The organism is Isoptericola jiangsuensis (assembly GCF_048320105.1).
Taxonomy (GTDB): Bacteria; Actinomycetota; Actinomycetes; order Actinomycetales; family Cellulomonadaceae; genus Isoptericola; species Isoptericola jiangsuensis_A.
On the sequence record NZ_CP182942.1, the window covers coordinates 17,254 to 34,708 of the forward strand.

Consider the following 17,455-nt stretch of genomic DNA (forward strand, 5'->3'; position numbering starts at 1 on the left):
CCCTCGTCAGTCCCCGCAGCATCCGGGACCGAGGGGTTTTTCATTGCACAGATTCCCTTTCGACACCCGATCGAGCGGCAGGAGAGACCGATGGGCCAGCCGAACCCGACACCCGCCCAGGTGGCAGCGCGCACACCCTCACGCATGGTCGAGCCGGTCGTGTCCGAGCAGGTCACGGGCGCGCAGTCGATCGTGCGCTCGCTCGAGGCGGTGGGTGCCGAGACCGTCTTCGGGATCCCCGGCGGTGCGATCCTGCCGACGTACGACCCGCTGATGGACTCCGCCAAGCTCCGCCACATCCTGGTGCGCCACGAGCAGGGCGGTGGCCACGCGGCGTCCGGCTACGCCCACGCGACCGGAAAGGTCGGCGTCACCATGGCGACGTCGGGCCCCGGCGCCACGAACCTCGTCACGCCGATCGCCGACGCGAACATGGACTCGATCCCCATGGTCGCCATCACGGGGCAGGTCGCCGCGCCGGCGATCGGGACCGACGCGTTCCAGGAGGCGGACATCGTCGGCATCACGATGCCGATCACCAAGCACTCCTACCTGGTCACCGACCCCGCCGAGATCCCGCGCACCATCGCCGAGGCCTTCCACATCGCCTCGACCGGGCGCCCCGGTCCGGTGCTCGTCGACATCGCGAAGTCCGCGATGACCGCACCCACCACGTTCTCCTGGCCGCAGGAGATGGCGCTGCCCGGGTACCACCCCGTCACCAAGCCGCACGCCAAGCAGATCCGCGAGGCCGCGAAGCTGCTGGCCACGGCCCGGCGCCCCGTGCTCTACGTCGGCGGTGGCGTCATCCGGGCCGGTGCCTCGAAGGCCCTGCGCCGCCTGGTGGACGTCTCCGGCGCGGCCGTCGTGACCACGCTGATGGCTCGCGGCGCGGTGCCCGACTCCCACCCCCAGAACCTCGGCATGCCCGGCATGCACGGCACCGTGCCCGCCGTCGCCGCGCTGCAGAAGGCCGACCTCGTCGTCGCACTGGGTGCGCGCTTCGACGACCGCGTGACGGGCAAGCTCTCCAGCTTCGCGCCGCACGCCGCGATCGTGCACGCCGACATCGACCCGGCCGAGATCGGCAAGAACCGTGCCGTGGACGTGCCCATCGTCGGCGACCTGCGCGAGGTCATCACCGACCTCGTGCCCGCGCTGGAGGCCGAGCACGCCACCGTCGGCAAGCCCGACGTCGAGGCCTGGTGGAAGCAGATCGACACCTGGCGCGAGACCTACCCGCTCGGCTTCACCTCGACCGCCGACGGTCACCTCGCCCCGCAGCACGTCATCTCCCGGCTCGGCGAGGTCGTCGGCCCGGACGCGATCTACGTCGCGGGCGTCGGCCAGCACCAGATGTGGGCGGCGCAGTTCATCCGCTACGAGCGGCCCAACACCTGGATCAACTCCGGCGGCCTGGGCACCATGGGGTACTCGGTGCCGGCCGCGATGGGTGCCAAGGTCGGCGCGCCCGACCGCGACGTCTGGGCGATCGACGGCGACGGCTGCTTCCAGATGACCAACCAGGAGCTGGCCACCTGCGCGATCAACGACATCCCCATCAAGGTGGCGCTGATCAACAACAGCTCGCTCGGCATGGTCCGCCAGTGGCAGACCCTGTTCTACAACGAGCGCTACTCCAACACCGACCTGCACACCGGCCACGGCACGGTGCGCATCCCCGACTTCGTCAAGCTGGCGGACGCCTACGGCTGCCTCGGCATCCGCGTCGAGCACGAGTCCGAGGTCGACGACGCCATCAAGCGGGCGAACGAGGTGGACGACCGACCCGTCGTCGTCGACTTCACCGTCTCCCGCGACGCCATGGTGTGGCCGATGGTCGCCGCGGGGGTCAGCAACGACGACATCCAGTACGCGCGTGGCATCTCGCCCGCCTGGGAACGAGAGGACTGAGCCGATGAGCCGTCACACCCTGTCCGTCCTGGTCGAGGACAAGCCGGGCGTGCTGACGCGGGTCGCGGGCCTGTTCGCCCGCCGCGCGTTCAACATCCAGTCGCTGGCCGTCGGTCCGACGGAGCACCCGGAGATCTCGCGGATCACCGTCGTGGTCGACGTCGACGAGCACCCGCTGGAGCAGGTGACCAAGCAGCTCAACAAGCTCGTGCACGTCATCAAGATCGTCGAGCTCGACGCCGAGTCCTCCGTGCAGCGCGAGCTGCTGCTGGTCAAGGTCCGCGCCGACGCCTCGAACCGTGCCGGCGTGCTGGAGGTCGTCAACCTCTTCCGCGCCCACGTCGTCGACGTGGTCCCCGACACCGTGGTCGTCGAGGCCACGGGCACCGGCGCGAAGCTCGACGCGCTCCTGGCGGCGCTGGAGCCCTTCGGCGTCCGTGAGATCGTCAAGTCCGGGACCCTCGCCGTCGGGCGCGGGTCACGATCCATCACAGACCGGGCGCTGGAGCGCGTGCGCAGCGCCTGAGACGCCCGCGCACCCGCCCCGCAACGCCTGTCACAATCACCCCGACGCAAGACCCCTGAAGAAAGAGGAGCACCACCGTGGCTGAGATGTTCTACGAGGACGCCGCCGACCTGTCCATCATCCAGCAGCGCAAGGTCGCCGTCATCGGCTACGGCAGCCAGGGCCACGCCCACGCGCTGAACCTGCGCGACTCCGGCGTCGACGTCCGCGTCGGCCTGCGCGAGGGCTCCGCCTCGGCCGCCAAGGCCGCCGACCAGGGCCTGCGCGTCCTGACGGTCGCGGACGCGGTCAAGGAGGCCGACGTCGTCGTGATCCTGGCCCCCGACCAGAGCCAGCGCGACCTCTACCGCGACCAGATCGCCCCGAACCTCAACGAGGGTGCCGCGCTCGTCTTCGGCCACGGCTTCAACATCCGCTTCGGCTACATCAAGCCGGAGCCCGGCCACGACGTCATCATGGTCGCCCCGAAGGGCCCGGGTCACCTGGTCCGCCGCGAGTACGTCGACGGTCGCGGCGTGCCCGTGATCGTCGCCGTCGAGCAGGACGCGTCCGGTGCCGCCTGGGAGCTCGCGCTGTCCTACGCCGCGGGCATCGGCGGTCTGCGTGCCGGTGGCATCAAGACCACCTTCACCGAGGAGACCGAGACCGACCTGTTCGGCGAGCAGGCCGTCCTGTGCGGTGGCGCCTCGCAGCTCGTCCAGTACGGCTTCGAGGTCCTCACCGAGGCCGGCTACCAGCCCGAGGTCGCCTACTTCGAGGTCCTGCACGAGCTCAAGCTCATCGTCGACCTCATGGTCGAGGGCGGGATCGCCAAGCAGCGCTGGTCCGTCTCCGACACCGCCGAGTACGGCGACTACGTCTCCGGCCCGCGCGTGATCTCTCCCGAGGTCAAGGAGAACATGAAGGCCGTGCTCGCGGACATCCAGTCGGGTGCCTTCGCGGAGCGCTTCATCGCCGACCAGGACGCCGGCGCCCCGGAGTTCACCGAGCTGCGCGCCAAGGGCGAGGCGCACCCCATCGAGACCACCGGCCGCGAGCTGCGCAAGATGTTCGCGTGGATCAAGCCCGCTGACTCCGACTACCAGGAGGGCAGCGCCGCTCGCTGACAACCACCCTCCGTCAGCGAACGACGCGCGCGGCCGTCGCCCCGACCCCGGGGCGGCGGCCGCGCGTACGTCCGTCCACCGGTCGCGACGGTTCGTGCCCCGTGGCGCCCCAGGGTCCAGGGCGGTGCCGCGCCGACGGGTTCCCGGCCGGGGTCGGAGCGGATCGTCCCTGGCAGTGGCAGGATGTGGCGCATGAGCGACGACGAGACGTCAGGCGGCACCTGGCAGGACGCGCCCGGTCCGACGGTGGACGACACCCAGCAGGCCGACAGCATCACCCGCTTCTGGGACAACGCGCGTCCCAAGGCGGGGCGCACGAGCCACGGCGGGGCGATCGGCGAGAGCTCGGAGAACGTCGTGCCGCCGCCGGCGTGGGCGTTCGGCGACTCGTCGCTGCTCGCGGACGAGCTGATCGGTCTGGTGCTCGCCGGGACGAAGTCCGCGACGGCGAGCGCGCTGTGGGAGTTCGAGCACGCGGGGGAGCCGCTGCCGCGCAAGGGGGACCTGGCGATCGTGCTCGACGGCGCGGGCGAGCCGCGGGCGCTGATCCGGACGGACCTGGTCGAGACGGTGGCCTTCGACGAGGTCACCGCCGAGCACGCGCGGCTGGAGGGTGAGGGCGACCTCAGCCTGGAGTCGTGGCGAGAGGGCCACGAGACCTACTGGCGCCGCACCCTGGAGGCCACGGGGCACGAGTTCGACACGTCGATGCCGGTGGTGTGCGAGCGGTTCACGGTGCTCTACTCGGAGTGATCCCCGCCTGACGGAGGCGCGCTCACATCGTGAGACGGGTGTCCCGTATCCTGACCGGGGGAGCGTAGGCTCGGCCCATGACGCGCAACATCGATCTCGCAGTGGTCGCAGGTGACGGTATCGGAACCGAGGTCGTCGAGCAGGGTCTCGCCGTCCTCGAGGCGGCCGTGGCCGGCTCGGACGTGAAGTTCTCCACCACCGAGTTCGACCTGGGTGCGCGTCGCTGGCACGCCACCGGCGAGACGCTGACCGACGGCGACCTCGAGCGCATCAAGGCGCACGACGCGATCCTGCTCGGCGCCATCGGTGACCCGTCCGTGCCGTCCGGCGTGCTCGAGCGCGGACTGCTGCTCAAGCTGCGCTTCGCGCTCGACCACTACGTGAACCTGCGCCCGGGCAAGCTCTACGAGGGGGTCACCAGCCCGCTGGCGAACCCCGGCGACGTCGACTTCGTCGTCGTGCGCGAGGGCACCGAGGGCCCGTACGTCGGCAACGGCGGGTCGGTGCGCACCGGCACCCCGCACGAGATCGCCACCGAGGTCTCCGTCAACACCGCCTTCGGTGTCGAGCGCGTCGTCCGTGACGCCTTCGCCCGTGCCCAGGCCCGCGAGCGCAAGCACCTCACGCTGGTGCACAAGCACAACGTGCTCGTCAACGCCGGTCACCTGTGGCGCCGCACGGTCGAGGCCGTCAACGCCGACTTCCCCGACGTGACCACGGACTACCTGCACGTCGACGCCGCGACGATCTTCCTGACGACCAACCCGTCGCGCTTCGACGTCATCGTCACGGACAACCTGTTCGGCGACATCCTCACCGACCAGGCGGCCGCGATCACCGGCGGCATCGGCCTGGCCGCGTCGGCGAACATCAACCCGGACCGCACGGCGCCGTCGATGTTCGAGCCCGTGCACGGCTCCGCGCCGGACATCGCGGGCCAGGGCAAGGCCGACCCGACCGCCACCGTGCTCTCCGTGTCGCTGCTGCTGGACCACCTGGGACTCGCCGCCGAGGCCCAGAGGGTCGAGGCCGCGGTCGCCGCCGACCTCGCCGAGCGGGGTGGGCGAGTACGGTCGACGGCCGAGGTCGGGCGCGAGCTCGCAGCCCGCGTCGCCGGCTGACGAGCCCGCCACGCCCGACCACGGTCGTCGCCCCCTGCCGACCCTCCCCGAGCTCGACGTTCCGGGACGGCCGTGTGGTGGACGCGCCCGTGCGGGCCCGTAGGTCCGCAAGACGTGGAAAACTACAGTGGTCATCCCGGTGAAAGGCCCTGCGAACATGACCACGACCTCGCACGACATCCTCCCTGCTGAGCTGGAGGACCTCGTGAAGCTCTTCGACGTGACCCCGACCGACTCCCCGACGCCGGACGACGAGCGCGAGGCCGCGCTCGCCGCGCCGCGCTTCGGCACGGTCTTCACGGACCACATGGCCCGTATCACCTGGCGCAAGGACACCGGGTGGATCGATCGCCGCATCGAGAAGTACGGCCCGCTGCTGCTCGACCCGGCGACCGCCGTCCTGCACTACGCGCAGGAGATCTTCGAGGGGATGAAGGCGTACAAGCACGCCGACGGCTCGGTCTGGACCTTCCGGCCCGCCGCCAACGCTGCCCGGTTCGCCCGGTCCGCCCACCGGTTGGCGCTGCCGCCGCTGAGCGTCGACGACTTCGTCGGCTCGATCGCCGCGCTGGTGCGGACGGACCTGCCCTGGGTGCCCGGGGGCGAGGACTCCAGCCTCTACCTGCGTCCCTTCATGTTCGCCTCCGAGGCGTTCCTGGGTGTGCGGCCCGCGACCGAGGTCGAGTACCTGTGCATCGCCTCCCCGGTGGGCCCGTACTTCGCCGGCGGGGTCAAGCCGGTGTCGATCTGGGTCTCCCAGGACTACCACCGGGCCGGTCCCGGCGGCACCGGCGACGCGAAGTGCGGGGGCAACTACGCCGCGAGCCTGCTGCCGCAGACCGAGGCGCAGGAGAACGGGTGCGACCAGGTCTGCTTCCTGGACTCCGCGACGAACTCCTTCCTCGAGGAGCTCGGGGGCATGAACGTCTTCGTGGTCACGGACGACGGTGCGGTGCACACCCCGGAGCTGACCGGCTCGATCCTCGAGGGTGTGACACGATCCTCCATCCTGCAGCTCGCCGCCGACCACGGGCGTGAGGTCGTGGAGCGCCGCATCCCGCTGGCCGAGGTCGTGGACGGGCTGGCGAGCGGGAAGGTCCGGGAGATCTTCGCGTGCGGGACCGCGGCGGTCGTCACGCCGATCGGGCGGCTGGCCGGCGGCACGTTCGACCACACCGTCGGCGACGGGGAGCCGGGGGAGCTGACGATGGCGATCCGCACCGAGCTCACGGACATCCAGTACGGCCGCGTCGAGGACCGGCACGGCTGGCTGCGCCGCCTGGCCTGAGCGAGCCGGCCTGAGCGAGCCGGCCTGAGCGAGCCGGCCTGAGCGAGCCGGCTCGGCGCCGCACGCACGAGGGGCACCGCGACGACGTCGCGGTGCCCCTCGTGCGTACCGGGTCAGAGCCGGCGGCCCGGCACGAGCGTCCGGCTCAGGACGCCCGCCGTCATGGAGTAGACCGCGATGCCGAGCACGACCCAGGCGAGGGCGGTGAGCACGGACTCCACGGTGATCTCGGAGGCCGTGAACGGCAGGACGGCGAGGATGAGGGTGGCGATCGTCACCAGCCACCCGAAGAACATCCGCGGACGGGGGGCGCCGAGCACCAGCAGGTAGAGCACGACGCCGGCGAGGAGGGCGAAGAACCCGGCCGTCAGCGTCCAGGTGACGGGCGCGGAGTCGGCGCCGATGTCGAGGTCGAACACCTCGCCCAGGATCACTGCGGCCGCGAAGCCGAGCAGCGCCGAGACCAGGGCTGTCACCGCGACCCCTCTCCAGTAGCGTCCTGCGTCGAGGCGAGGACGTGAGGGTGCTGCCGGGTCCTGCGGCGAGGAGCCCACCGGTGTGGCACCGGGGGCGGCGCCGGGCGTGATGCTCGGCGGCTGCGTCGGATCACCGGGGTCCACCGGGTCGTAGGGCTGCATCGAGCCGCTCATGAGGGCCTCCTTGGGTGTCCGGTTCTCGCGGTTCCTACCCGACCACGAATTTCGTCCCACCGCGACCGTGACGGCACGGTGGCGGCCGACCTGCCACGACGCGTCGTGAGGTCCGCGGTACGGACGGGTCGTGACGCGTCCTGGATCGTGTGGCACGATGTCACGCATGAATCGCGACCACCTGCGCCGCTTCATCATTAGCTAGCGCGTCCGGCCCACCAGACCGGACGCGCAGACCTTCCGTACCCGGAAGGTCTTTTTTGTTGTGCCGAACCAGTTCTCGCCTCAGCCCCCAGGGGAGCCACCGATGGTCACCGCCCCGTTCCACGTGTACGACACCACCCTGCGCGACGGCGCGCAGCAGGAGGGGATGAACCTCTCCGTCGCCGACAAGCTGGCGATCGCCCCGCTCCTGGACGAGCTCGGGGTGGGCTTCATCGAGGGCGGCTGGCCGGGCGCGATCCCCAAGGACACCGAGTTCTTCCGCCGCGCCGCCAAGGAGCTCGACCTGCGCCACGCCGTGCTGGCCGCGTTCGGCTCGACGCGCAAGGCGGGCAGCCGTGCCTGGGAGGACCCGCAGGTCCGCGCCCTGCTCGACTCCGAGGCGCCCGTGGTCACGCTGGTCGCGAAGTCGGACGTGCGGCACGTCGAACGGGCCCTGCGCACGTCCCCGGACGAGGGCCTGGCGATGATCCGCGACACGGTGGAGTTCCTCGCGGGCGAAGGACGCCGCGTGGTCGTCGACGCCGAGCACTTCTTCGACGGCTACCGCTTCGACAAGGACTTCACGACGGCGGCGGTCCGGACCGCCTTCGAGGCGGGCGCCGAGGTGGTGGCCCTGTGCGACACCAACGGCGGCATGCTGCCGTCGTGGGTCGTCCAGATCGTGGCCGAGCTGCGCGAGAGCCTCGGGCTGCCGCACGGCGTCGACGCCGTCGCGGGCGACCCGCTCCTGGGCATGCACGCCCACAACGACTCGGGGTGCGCCGTCGCGAACACGCTCGCCGCCGTCGAGGCGGGCGCCGCCCACGTGCAGGGCACCGTCAACGGCTACGGCGAGCGGACCGGCAACGTCGACCTGCTCACCGTGGTCGCGAACCTGGCCCTGAAGCACGGTCGGTCGACGCTGGCCGGTGACGGGCTCGCCGAGTCGACCCGCATCGCCCACGCCGTCGCGGAGATCACCAACATCGCACCCCACGCGCGTCAGCCGTACGTCGGGGCCAGCGCGTTCGCGCACAAGGCCGGGCTGCACGCCAGTGCCATCAAGGTCGACCCGGACCTCTACCAGCACATCGACCCGGTCGTGGTCGGCAACGACATGCGCATGCTCGTCTCCGACATGGCGGGGCGTGCCTCGATCGAGCTGAAGGGGCGCGAGCTCGGGTTCGACCTCGCCGGTCAGGGCGAGCTGCTGACCCGGGTCACCAACCGGGTCAAGGACGCCGAGGCCCGCGGCTACACCTTCGACGCCGCGGACGCCTCGTTCGAGCTGATCCTGCGCGAGGAGCTCACCGGGTCGCGTCCCCACTACTTCCAGATCGAGTCGTGGCGCGCCATCGTCGAGACGACGGGTGGATCGCGGGGCAGCGTGCCGAACGCGGACCGTCGGGACGCGGACGCCGTCGCGGAGGCGACCGTGAAGCTGCGCGCCGGCGGCGACCGCATCGTGGTCACGGGGGAGGGCAACGGCCCCGTCAACGCGCTCGACCAGGCGCTGCGGCACGCCCTGACGCGGGTGTACCCCACGATCGAGAAGTTCGACCTCGTCGACTTCAAGGTGCGCATCCTGGATGCCGAGCACGGCACCGACGCGACGACGCGCGTGCTGGTCGAGACGACCGACGGGCAGCACAACTGGTCGACGGTCGGCGTCGGACCCAACATCATCGAGGCCGCCTGGGAGGCGCTCATCGACGCCCACGTCTACGGGCTGCTGCACGCCGGGATCGAGCCGCGCTGACCGGCGCTCGTCACCGGCCTCAGGTGCCGGGCGCCATCCGGTGCTGCTGGACGGCCTCATAGGTGTGCTTCAGCGCCTCGGACGTCGCGTCGAACCGGCGCTGGGCGACGTTGACGAACAGGAAGTCGATCACGGCCAGCTGGGCGATGCGGCTGGCGAGCGCGCCGGTGCGGAACTGCGTCTCGCGCACCGACGTCGTCAGGACGACGTCGGAGACGCGGGCCAGGGGCGAGGCCGGGAAGTTGGTCACGGTCACCGTCGTCGCACCGCGCCTGCGCGCCAGCGAGAGCGCCTGGTGGACCTCGACGGTCCGCCCGGTGTGGGAGATGCCGATCGCGACCGATCCAGGACCGAGCACCGCGGCCGACTGGAGCTGCTGGTGGGAGTCCACGGGCGCGAAGCAGACCAGGCCGATGCGGGCAAGCTTCTGCCCGAGGTCCTGTGCGGTGAGGCCGGAGGCGCCCACGCCGTAGACGTCGACCCGGTCGGCGTCGACCACCGCGCGGACGGTGCGCTCGAGCGCCTGGAGGTCGATGGACCGGGCGGTGCCCTCGATGGTGCGGGCCTCGTGGAAGGCGATCTTGGACACGACGTCGGCGAGGTCGTCGTCGCGGGTGATCTCGCCCTCGGCCACGCCGGAGCGCTCGTGCTCGGCGGCGCGGCGGCTCGTCGTCCGGGCGAGGTCGATCCGGAAGCCCGGGTAGCCCTCGTACCCGGCGGTGCGGCAGAAGCGGACCACGCTCGCCTGCGACACCCCGGCACGGGTGGCCAGGTCGGCGATCGTCGCGCCGACCACGGAGACCGGGTCGGCCAGGACCGTCTCGGCGATGCGCTGCTCGGCCGGTCGCAGGTCGGGCAGCATCTGGCGCAACCTGACGAGCAGGTCTCCGTCCACGAGACGTCCTCCTTCCCCTCGACGGGTCCCGCCTCGGGCTCAGTCTGGCACCGGTCCCGGCGTCGCGCGGGGTTACGGTGGTCCGGTGCGAGGAGAGTACAAGGTTCCCGGCGGCAAGCTCGTGGCGGTCGACCTGGCGGTCGAGGACGATCGGCTCGTGGACGTACGGCTCTCGGGAGACTTCTTCCTCGAGCCCGACGAGGCCCTGGAGGTCATCGACCGTGCGCTGACCGGCGCCGCGGCGTCGACCCCCACGGGGGAGCTGGCCCGTCGGGTGACCGACGGCCTCGACGAGGCGGAGCGCACGGGTGCGCTCGCCGGCCCGGTGGCGATGGTCGGCTTCGACGCGCGCGCGGTCGCCGTGGCCGTGCGGCGCGCGCTCGGGCTGGCCACCACCTGGGACGACCACACCTTCGAGGTGCTCCGACCTGGCCCGCTCCCGCCGCGCACCCTCGCGGCGCTGGACCAGGTCCTCACCGAGGAGCTGGCCTCGGGTGAACGCGGCCCGACCCTGCGGTTCTGGGAGTGGGACGAACGTGCGGTGTTCATCGGCTCGTTCCAGTCGTACCGCAACGAGGTCGACGAGGAGGGTGTCGCGGCCCACGACGTCACGGTGGTGCGGCGCATCTCCGGCGGCGGCGCCATGTTCATGGAGGCGGGGAACTGCGTGACGTTCTCGCTGGTCGTGCCGGGCTCGCTCGTCGACGGTCTCAGCTTCGAGCAGTCCTACGCGTTCCTGGACCGCTGGGTGCTGGACGCTCTCGGCGCGATGGGCGTCGAGGCCCGGTTCTCGGGCATGAACGACGTCGCCTCCCCGGCGGGCAAGATCGCGGGGTCGGCCCAGAAGCGGCTGGCCGGCGGCGCCGTGCTGCACCACATGACCATGGCCTACGACATCGACGCGGACAAGATGACGCAGGTGCTGAGGATCGGCCGCGAGAAGATGTCCGACAAGGGCACCCGCAGCGCGAACAAGCGGGTCGACCCGTTGCGCTCGCAGACCGGGATGGCGCGGGACGCCGTCGTCGAGGAGCTGGCGCGACACTTCGTCGAGCACCACCGCACCGAGGAGTCGGCGCTGCGGCCCGAGGAGCTCGCGCGGGCCGAGGAGCTGGTGCGCACCAAGTTCGCGACGCCGGAGTGGTTGCACCGGGTGCCCTGATCCACCCTGCCGGGTGACCTCCTGGCCTCGTGGGGGAAGGTCACCGTCCGATCACGATGTCGACCGGGGCTTTCGCCTGTGCCAAGATGGCACTAATCTTCACGTTGAACGATGACGTAGAAAGTTAATTTCAGTCGGCAGGCGACGGTGATGCCTGCCTGCCGGCGCCCGATCGAACGACGGAGGAACGCGATGAAGCGGCTCGACTCCCGTGCCACTGCCACCACTGCCACGGCCGCCGCCGTGGCGCTGGCCCTGGCCGGATGCTCAGGGTCCGACGACGGCAGCACCCAGGGTGCGACGGACGCCGAGGGCCAGACCCTCGAGGTGTGGATCATGCAGGGCACCAACCCCAGTGCGGACGACTTCTTCGACGAGGTCGGCACGGCGTTCACCGAGCAGACCGGCGCAGAGCTCGACGTCGAGTTCGTCGAGTGGGGAGACGCGCACGACCGCTTCGTCACCTCCATCGCCGGCGGGACCACTCCGGACGTGGCCGAGACGGGGACCACCTGGACGCCCGAGTTCGCCGACGCCGGTGCGCTGGCCCCCCTGGGCGACGCCGTCGCCGACGCCGGGCTCGACGGAGATCTCGTCGAGGGCCTGGTGGAGGCCGGTACCTACGACGGCGAGCTCTACGGCATGCCGTGGTACGCCGGGGTCCGTTCGCTGGTCTACAACACCGAGATCTTCGAGCAGGCCGGCGTCGAACCCCCCACCACGTGGGCCGAGCTCGAGGACGCCGCGCGGACGATCAAGCAGGAGCTGCCCGACAAGATCGCCGTCGCCGTGCCCGGTGACGCCGAGTTCACCGTCTACCCCTGGATCTGGGGCGCGGGCGGCGACGTCGCCACCCTGGACGGGGAGACGTGGACGTCCCAGCTCGACAGCACCGCGTCGCAGGAGGGCCTCGAGTTCTGGACCGGGCTCGCCGCGGACGGCCTGTCCTCGGCAGGGGCGACCACCTGGCGCGAGACGGACGTCCTGGACTCCTTCGCCGCCGGCGAGGTCGGCATGGCCGTCATGGGCTCCTGGACACCGGGGGCGATCGTGGAGGCCAACCCCGACATGGAGGGCAAGTTCGCGGCGGTGCCCATCCCCGGTCAGGACGGCGGCATCGCCCCGTCCGTGCTCGGCGGATCCCACCTGAGCATGTTCTCCACCGCCGAGAACCAGGACCTCGCGTTCGCGTTCATCGAGATGATGACCACCGGCGAGTTCGCCACGAAGTGGGCCGAGCAGGCGGGCTACTTCCCCGGCCAGACGTCGCTGCTGGACGAGACGCTGGCCAGCACCGACCCCCTGGTCGCGCCGTTCGCCGAACAGTTCGTCGAGGGCGGCGCCTCGGTCCCGGTGTCGCCCCACTTCGGCGCGGTGCAGGCCAAGGCCACCACGTCGACGATGATGCAGTCGATCCTCTCGGGCAACGCCGACGTCGCCACCGCGAGCTCCGCGGCAGCCGAGGAGATGACCGGTCTGCTCAACGGGGGCAGCTGACGCATGGCGTCGACCGCTCCTGACACGGTGCGGGTGGACGGTGCGCCGCCGTCCACCCGCACCAGGAACGGCCGCGGCCGTTCCTGGGTCGTCCGGACCCGCCCGTGGCTGCTGCTCGCACCGGGCCTCGCGGTGCTGGCCGTGCTCATGCTCTGGCCGCTGGTGCGGGTCTTCCTGTTCTCGCTCCAGGACTACGGGCTGCCGGAGATCGTCTCCGGCGAGTCCAACTGGATCGGCCTCGGCAACTTCGTCGAGGTGCTCACCTCGGAGCAGCTCTGGGCCGTCGTCCTGCCGAACACGATCGGCTTCGCGATCCTGGCGGTGGCGGCGACGGTGGCGTTCGGCACCGCTGTGGCAGTCCTGCTCGCGTCCCTGGGCACCGTGTGGCGCACCGTGGTCTCGAGCTGCATCATGGCCGCCTGGGCGATGCCCGCCGTCACCGGGACCTATGTGTGGGTGTGGATCTTCGACGCCGATCGCGGGGTCTTCAACCACGTGCTGCAGGGCCTCGGCCTGCAGGACGCCCCGGTGAACTGGTTCACCGACCGGTGGAGCTTCTACGCGATCGTGCTGCTCAACGTCGTCCACCACGGATTCCCGTTCGTGGCGGTGACGGTGCTCGCGGCCCTGCTGGGCGTCCCGAGGGAGCTGATCGAGGCGGCCGAGATCGACGGGGCCGGGGGGTGGCGCCGGTTCTTCTCGATCATCGTCCCGCAGCTGCGCCAGGTGTTCGCCGTGGTGGTCATCATGTCGACCATCTGGGACTTCAAGGTGTTCGCGCAGGTGTTCCTCATGCCCGGCGGCGCCGGAACGAACCGGGAGGTGCTCAACCTCGGGGTCTGGTCCTACGTGGAGTCGTTCGGGCAGAACCGCTACGGCTTCGGCTCCGCGATCGCGGTGCTGCTGACCCTGATGCTGCTGGCGATCACCGTCGTCTACATCCGCACCATCCTCAAGGAGGAAGAGCTGTGAGCGTCCTCAGCGCCCGACGCCCGACGCCGCGAGCCCAGGCGGGCAAGGCCGTCGCCGTCGTGCTCCTGCTCGTCTTCACGCTGTTCCCCGCCTACTGGATGCTGGTCAGCGCCTTCGACGCCAAGGCGGGCCTGGGCACCTCGTTCGTCCCGGCCGAGCCCACCCTCGAGCACTTCAGGTTCGTGCTCACCGAGGGCGGCTTCGACGTCTTCCTGCGCAACTCCGCGGTGGTGGCGCTCATCACGGTCCTGGCCTCGGCGGTGCTCGCCCTGCTGGCGTCGGTGGCGGTCGCCCGGTTCAGGTTCAGGTTCCGCACGCAGATCCTGCTGATGATCCTCGTGGTGCAGATGGTCCCGCTCGAGGCCCTGGTGATCCCGCTGTTCGTCCAGGTGCGCAACCTGCAGCTGCTCGAGACGCTGCTGGGCCTGGTCGTGGTGTACGTCGCGCTGGCGCTGCCGTTCGCCATCTGGATGCTGCGCGGGTTCGTGGCGGCCGTCCCGGTCGAGCTGGAGGAGGCCGCCTACATCGACGGCGCGAGCTGGGGGCGCATGTTCCGCTCCGTGCTGTTCCCCCTCGTGGCACCCGGGCTGGTCGCGACCAGCATCTTCAGCTTCATCACCGCCTGGAACGAGTTCCTGTTCGCGATGACGCTGCTCGGCGGGGCCACCGAGAACTACACGGTGGCCATCGGCCTGCGGTCCTTCTTCGGGCAGTTCTCCAACGAGTGGGGCGCCATCATGGCGGCCTCCACCCTCATCACCGTCCCGGTGATGATCTTCTTCATCCTGGTCCAGCGGCGCCTCGCCGCCGGCCTGACCTCGGGAGCCGTCAAGGGATGACGACGACGCACCACGAGCCGACCCCCGACCTGCAGGACGCGCGCCGAGCCGTGCTCGGCATGCTGCTGCCGGGATTCTCGGGCACCTCGGCCCCCGGATGGCTGCTGGACGCCGCACGCGACGGTCTGGCCGGTGTCGTGCTGTTCGGGCACAACACCCCGGACGTCCGCACGACCGCACGGCTGACCACCCAGCTGCACGACGTCCGTGCCGACCTGCTCGTCACGATCGACGAGGAGGGCGGCGACGTCTCCCGGTTGGAGGCCGAGCACGGGTCCTCCGTGCCGTCGGCCGCCGCTCTCGGCGTCGTCGACGACGTCGCAACGACCCGTGCGGTCGCCCGGGCGCTGGGCCGGCTCCTGGCCTCCTGCGGCGTCGACCTCGACCTCGCCCCCGTGCTCGACGTGGACGCGCCGGGCAACCCGGTGATCGGCACCCGGGCCTTCGGCGACGACCCGGCCAGGGTGTCGCGGCACGGGCGGGCGTACGTGGACGGCCTGCACGACGCCGGTGTCGGCGCCTGCGCCAAGCACTTCCCCGGGCACGGCGGGACCACGGTGGACTCGCACGTCGACCTGCCCCGGGTGACCGCCACCCTGGACGACCTGCGCCGCCGCGACCTGGTGCCGTTCGTCGACGCCCACCGCGCCGACCCGGCCTCTGCGGGCCTGGACGCCGTGATGCTGGCGCACGTCGTGGTCCCCGAGCTCGGGCCCGGCCCGGCGTCGTTGGAACCGGCGACGGTCGCGCTCGCCCGCGAGCTCGGCCTCGACGGGCCGGTGATCACCGACGCCCTCGACATGGGCGCCGTGTCCGACGGCGCCCACCTGGGCGAGGTCGCCGTGCGCGCCGTCGAGGCGGGGGCGGACCTGCTGTGCCTCGGCACGACGGCCGGGCGGGACGACCGGGCGCTCTTCGAGGACGCCGTCCAGGCCCTCCTGGAGGCCGTCGGGACCGGTCGGATCACCCTGGAACGGCTGGCCGCGTCTGCCGTGCGGACCGCCGCCTGCGCGGCCGCGCTGCGAGCCCGGCGACACGGTGCCGGGACGACCCGCGGCCCGGAGGCCGCCGACCGGGCGCTGGCCGAGCTGGACGAGATCGGTCGGTGCGCCGCCCAGGCGGCGGTGCGCGCCGAGGACCCGGCGCACACCCCGCACTGCGTGGCGGCGCCGGCCGTCGTGGACCTGCGCCGACGGGCGGACCACGCGGCCGGCGACCGGGGCAGGCACGTCGTCGGCGCCCTGCGCCGACGCTGGCCGGACCTGGCCCTCCACGGGCCGGACCAGCGCCCCACGGAGCCGACCGGCGACGCTGAGCACGGCGGGCGCCCGACGCTGCTCCTGACCCGGGAGCCGCCGTCGACCGACGCCGACAGGGAACGCGCTGTCTCGTTCGTGGCCGCACACCCGGACGTGGTGGTGCTGCACACGGGAGTGCGCTCCGCCGTCGACCGCTGGTTCGGCCCGACCGGCACGGAGGGGCGCCCGGCCGTCGTCATGACCCACGGCACCGGGCGGGCCACCGCCGACGCCGCCGTCCGACTGCTCGCAGGAGACGACCGATGATCATCGCCGGCCTCATGTCCGGGACGTCCGCCGACGGCCTCGACGTGGCCCTCGTCGAGATCCGGCCGGACCGCGAGCGCGGTGCCGGTCCCGGGGAGCTGACCCTGCACCTGCTCGACCGGCAAGAGATGGACTTCCCCGACGAGCTCGCGCACGACATCCTGCGGCTGCTCGAACCGTACGACGTCCCGCTGTCGCTGGTCAGCAGCGTCGACGCCCGGCTGGGCCGGCTCTGCGCGGACGCCGTGACCACGACCTGCGCGGCTGCCGGGGCGACCTGCGACCTGGTGGTCATGCACGGGCAGACGGTCCGCCACGACGTCTCCGACGGCGTCGTCACCTCGACATGGCAGCTCGGGCAGCCCGCCTGGGTCGCCGAGAGCACGGGGTACCCGGTGCTCTCGGACGTCCGGTCGCGCGACGTGGCCGCCGGCGGCCAGGGTGCACCGTTGGCGAGCATCCTCGACCACCTGCTGCTCGCCGGCACCGGCGAACCCACCGCTGCCCTCAACCTCGGCGGCATCGCCAACATCACGGTGGTGGCGCCGGGCCGCGACACGATCGCGTTCGACACGGGACCGGCGAACGCCCTCGTCGACCTCGCCGCACGACGCATCCTCGGCTCCGAGCGTGGTTTCGACCGCGACGGGCTGCTCGCCGCCCGGGGCGAGGTCTCGGCACCGTTGCTGGAGGACCTGCTCACCGAGCCCTACTACCGCCTGCCCGCGCCGAAGTCGACGGGCAAGGAGCTCTTCCACGGCGCGTACCTGGACCGCTTCCTCGCGGGTCGTCGCGACCTGGACCCCCACGACGTGGTGGCGACCCTCACGGCGCTCACCGCCCGCACCGTCGCCGACGCGTGCCGCGACCAGGGCGTCGGCACCGTCGTCGCCTCCGGAGGCGGGACCCGCAACCCGGTGCTGATGGCCGCGCTGCGCCGCGAGCTCGGCCCGGCGGTGACGCTGTCCACCACGGACGCGACCTTCGGGCTTCGCGAGGGAGCCAAGGAGGCGTGCCTGATGGCCCTGATCGGCTGGCTGACCTGGCACGGGCTCCCCGCCACCCTGCCCAGCGTCACGGGTGCCTCGCACGGCACCGTCGCCGGCCGTCTCACTCCCGGCGCCGCACCGCTGCGTCTGCCCGAACCCCTGATCGACCTGCCCGCCGCGCTGCGGGTGCGCTGACCGCGAACGACTCACCGACG

The 17,455-nt window shown here is 71.7% G+C and carries 15 protein-coding genes; 13 read left to right on the forward strand and 2 right to left on the reverse strand.

Annotated elements, in window-relative coordinates; all coding sequences use genetic code 11:
* Positions 1-90: 90 nt before the first annotated feature.
* The 6 genes from ACNHYB_RS00065 (at position 91) to ACNHYB_RS00090 (ending at position 6,708) form a co-directional block, all read left to right on the forward strand.
* Entirely contained in the window at positions 91-1,914 is a 1,824-nt protein-coding gene (locus ACNHYB_RS00065) for an acetolactate synthase large subunit (RefSeq protein ID WP_418276356.1), read from the forward strand.
* Between the two features lie 4 nt (positions 1,915-1,918).
* On the forward strand, positions 1,919-2,440 hold the full coding sequence (gene ilvN / locus ACNHYB_RS00070; RefSeq protein ID WP_418276357.1) for an acetolactate synthase small subunit: 522 nt from the start codon (positions 1,919-1,921) through the stop codon (positions 2,438-2,440).
* A gap of 77 nt (positions 2,441-2,517) precedes the next feature.
* Positions 2,518-3,546: a ketol-acid reductoisomerase gene (ilvC, locus tag ACNHYB_RS00075; protein WP_418276358.1), complete on the forward strand. Its 1,029-nt coding sequence runs from the start codon at positions 2,518-2,520 to the stop codon at positions 3,544-3,546.
* Between the two features lie 192 nt (positions 3,547-3,738).
* Entirely contained in the window at positions 3,739-4,299 is a 561-nt protein-coding gene (locus ACNHYB_RS00080) for an ASCH domain-containing protein (RefSeq protein WP_418276359.1), read from the forward strand.
* Between the two features lie 77 nt (positions 4,300-4,376).
* Positions 4,377-5,420, forward strand: a complete 1,044-nt coding sequence (locus tag ACNHYB_RS00085) for a 3-isopropylmalate dehydrogenase (RefSeq protein ID WP_418276360.1) — start codon at positions 4,377-4,379, stop codon at positions 5,418-5,420.
* A 157-nt stretch (positions 5,421-5,577) separates the two neighbouring features.
* Entirely contained in the window at positions 5,578-6,708 is a 1,131-nt protein-coding gene (locus tag ACNHYB_RS00090) for a branched-chain amino acid aminotransferase (RefSeq protein WP_418276361.1), read from the forward strand.
* Between the two features lie 113 nt (positions 6,709-6,821).
* On the opposite strand, the gene ACNHYB_RS00095 is transcribed toward ACNHYB_RS00090, so the two are convergent.
* A complete protein-coding gene (locus tag ACNHYB_RS00095) occupies positions 6,822-7,358 on the reverse strand; it encodes a hypothetical protein (RefSeq protein ID WP_418276362.1) in 537 nt (178 codons plus the stop codon).
* 307 nt (positions 7,359-7,665) lie between these two features.
* Here ACNHYB_RS00095 and cimA point away from each other — a divergent pair, with 307 nt between their 5' ends.
* On the forward strand, positions 7,666-9,321 hold the full coding sequence (cimA, locus tag ACNHYB_RS00100; protein ID WP_418276363.1) for a citramalate synthase: 1,656 nt from the start codon (positions 7,666-7,668) through the stop codon (positions 9,319-9,321).
* A gap of 19 nt (positions 9,322-9,340) precedes the next feature.
* Here the strand turns inward: cimA and ACNHYB_RS00105 are convergent, their stop codons facing one another.
* The gene (locus tag ACNHYB_RS00105; RefSeq protein ID WP_418276364.1) at positions 9,341-10,216 is read right to left on the reverse strand and encodes a MurR/RpiR family transcriptional regulator; all 876 of its coding nucleotides are present in this window, start codon (positions 10,214-10,216) and stop codon (positions 9,341-9,343) included.
* 85 nt (positions 10,217-10,301) lie between these two features.
* Here ACNHYB_RS00105 and ACNHYB_RS00110 point away from each other — a divergent pair, with 85 nt between their 5' ends.
* The 6 genes from ACNHYB_RS00110 to ACNHYB_RS00135 all read left to right on the forward strand — a co-directional run bounded on the left by ACNHYB_RS00110 (position 10,302) and on the right by ACNHYB_RS00135 (position 17,435).
* Positions 10,302-11,378, forward strand: coding sequence for a lipoate--protein ligase family protein (locus ACNHYB_RS00110; protein WP_418276365.1), 1,077 nt, complete (start codon positions 10,302-10,304; stop codon positions 11,376-11,378).
* Positions 11,379-11,570: 192 nt separating this feature from the next.
* On the forward strand, positions 11,571-12,875 hold the full coding sequence (locus ACNHYB_RS00115; RefSeq protein WP_418276366.1) for a sugar ABC transporter substrate-binding protein: 1,305 nt from the start codon (positions 11,571-11,573) through the stop codon (positions 12,873-12,875).
* A 3-nt stretch (positions 12,876-12,878) separates the two neighbouring features.
* Positions 12,879-13,847, forward strand: a complete 969-nt coding sequence (locus ACNHYB_RS00120) for a carbohydrate ABC transporter permease (protein ID WP_418276367.1) — start codon at positions 12,879-12,881, stop codon at positions 13,845-13,847.
* Positions 13,844-14,686, forward strand: coding sequence for a carbohydrate ABC transporter permease (locus ACNHYB_RS00125; protein WP_418276368.1), 843 nt, complete (start codon positions 13,844-13,846; stop codon positions 14,684-14,686). Before ACNHYB_RS00120 ends, ACNHYB_RS00125 begins: the two co-directional genes overlap by 4 nt.
* Positions 14,683-16,251 carry a glycoside hydrolase family 3 N-terminal domain-containing protein gene (locus ACNHYB_RS00130; RefSeq protein ID WP_418276369.1) on the forward strand — a complete coding sequence of 523 codons (1,569 nt, stop codon included), beginning with the start codon at positions 14,683-14,685 and terminating at the stop codon, positions 16,249-16,251. Before ACNHYB_RS00125 ends, ACNHYB_RS00130 begins: the two co-directional genes overlap by 4 nt.
* A complete protein-coding gene (locus ACNHYB_RS00135) occupies positions 16,248-17,435 on the forward strand; it encodes an anhydro-N-acetylmuramic acid kinase (protein WP_418276370.1) in 1,188 nt (395 codons plus the stop codon). The genes ACNHYB_RS00130 and ACNHYB_RS00135 overlap by 4 nt, the downstream gene beginning before the upstream one ends.
* Positions 17,436-17,455 lie beyond the last annotated feature (20 nt).

What these genes read in the sequence shown, in the direction of transcription:
- ACNHYB_RS00090 (WP_418276361.1), top strand. Translation starts at nt 5,578, where the DNA reads ATGACCACGACCTCGCACGACATCCTCCCTGCTGAGCTGGAGGACCTC.
- ACNHYB_RS00095 (WP_418276362.1), bottom strand. Translation starts at nt 7,358, where the DNA reads ATGAGCGGCTCGATGCAGCCCTACGACCCGGTGGACCCCGGTGATCCG.
- ACNHYB_RS00115 (WP_418276366.1), top strand. Translation starts at nt 11,571, where the DNA reads ATGAAGCGGCTCGACTCCCGTGCCACTGCCACCACTGCCACGGCCGCC.
- ACNHYB_RS00085 (WP_418276360.1), top strand. Translation starts at nt 4,377, where the DNA reads ATGACGCGCAACATCGATCTCGCAGTGGTCGCAGGTGACGGTATCGGA.
- ACNHYB_RS00135 (WP_418276370.1), top strand. Translation starts at nt 16,248, where the DNA reads ATGATCATCGCCGGCCTCATGTCCGGGACGTCCGCCGACGGCCTCGAC.
- ilvN (WP_418276357.1), top strand. Translation starts at nt 1,919, where the DNA reads ATGAGCCGTCACACCCTGTCCGTCCTGGTCGAGGACAAGCCGGGCGTG.
- ACNHYB_RS00065 (WP_418276356.1), top strand. Translation starts at nt 91, where the DNA reads ATGGGCCAGCCGAACCCGACACCCGCCCAGGTGGCAGCGCGCACACCC.
- ACNHYB_RS00120 (WP_418276367.1), top strand. Translation starts at nt 12,879, where the DNA reads ATGGCGTCGACCGCTCCTGACACGGTGCGGGTGGACGGTGCGCCGCCG.
- ACNHYB_RS00130 (WP_418276369.1), top strand. Translation starts at nt 14,683, where the DNA reads ATGACGACGACGCACCACGAGCCGACCCCCGACCTGCAGGACGCGCGC.
- cimA (WP_418276363.1), top strand. Translation starts at nt 7,666, where the DNA reads ATGGTCACCGCCCCGTTCCACGTGTACGACACCACCCTGCGCGACGGC.
- ACNHYB_RS00080 (WP_418276359.1), top strand. Translation starts at nt 3,739, where the DNA reads ATGAGCGACGACGAGACGTCAGGCGGCACCTGGCAGGACGCGCCCGGT.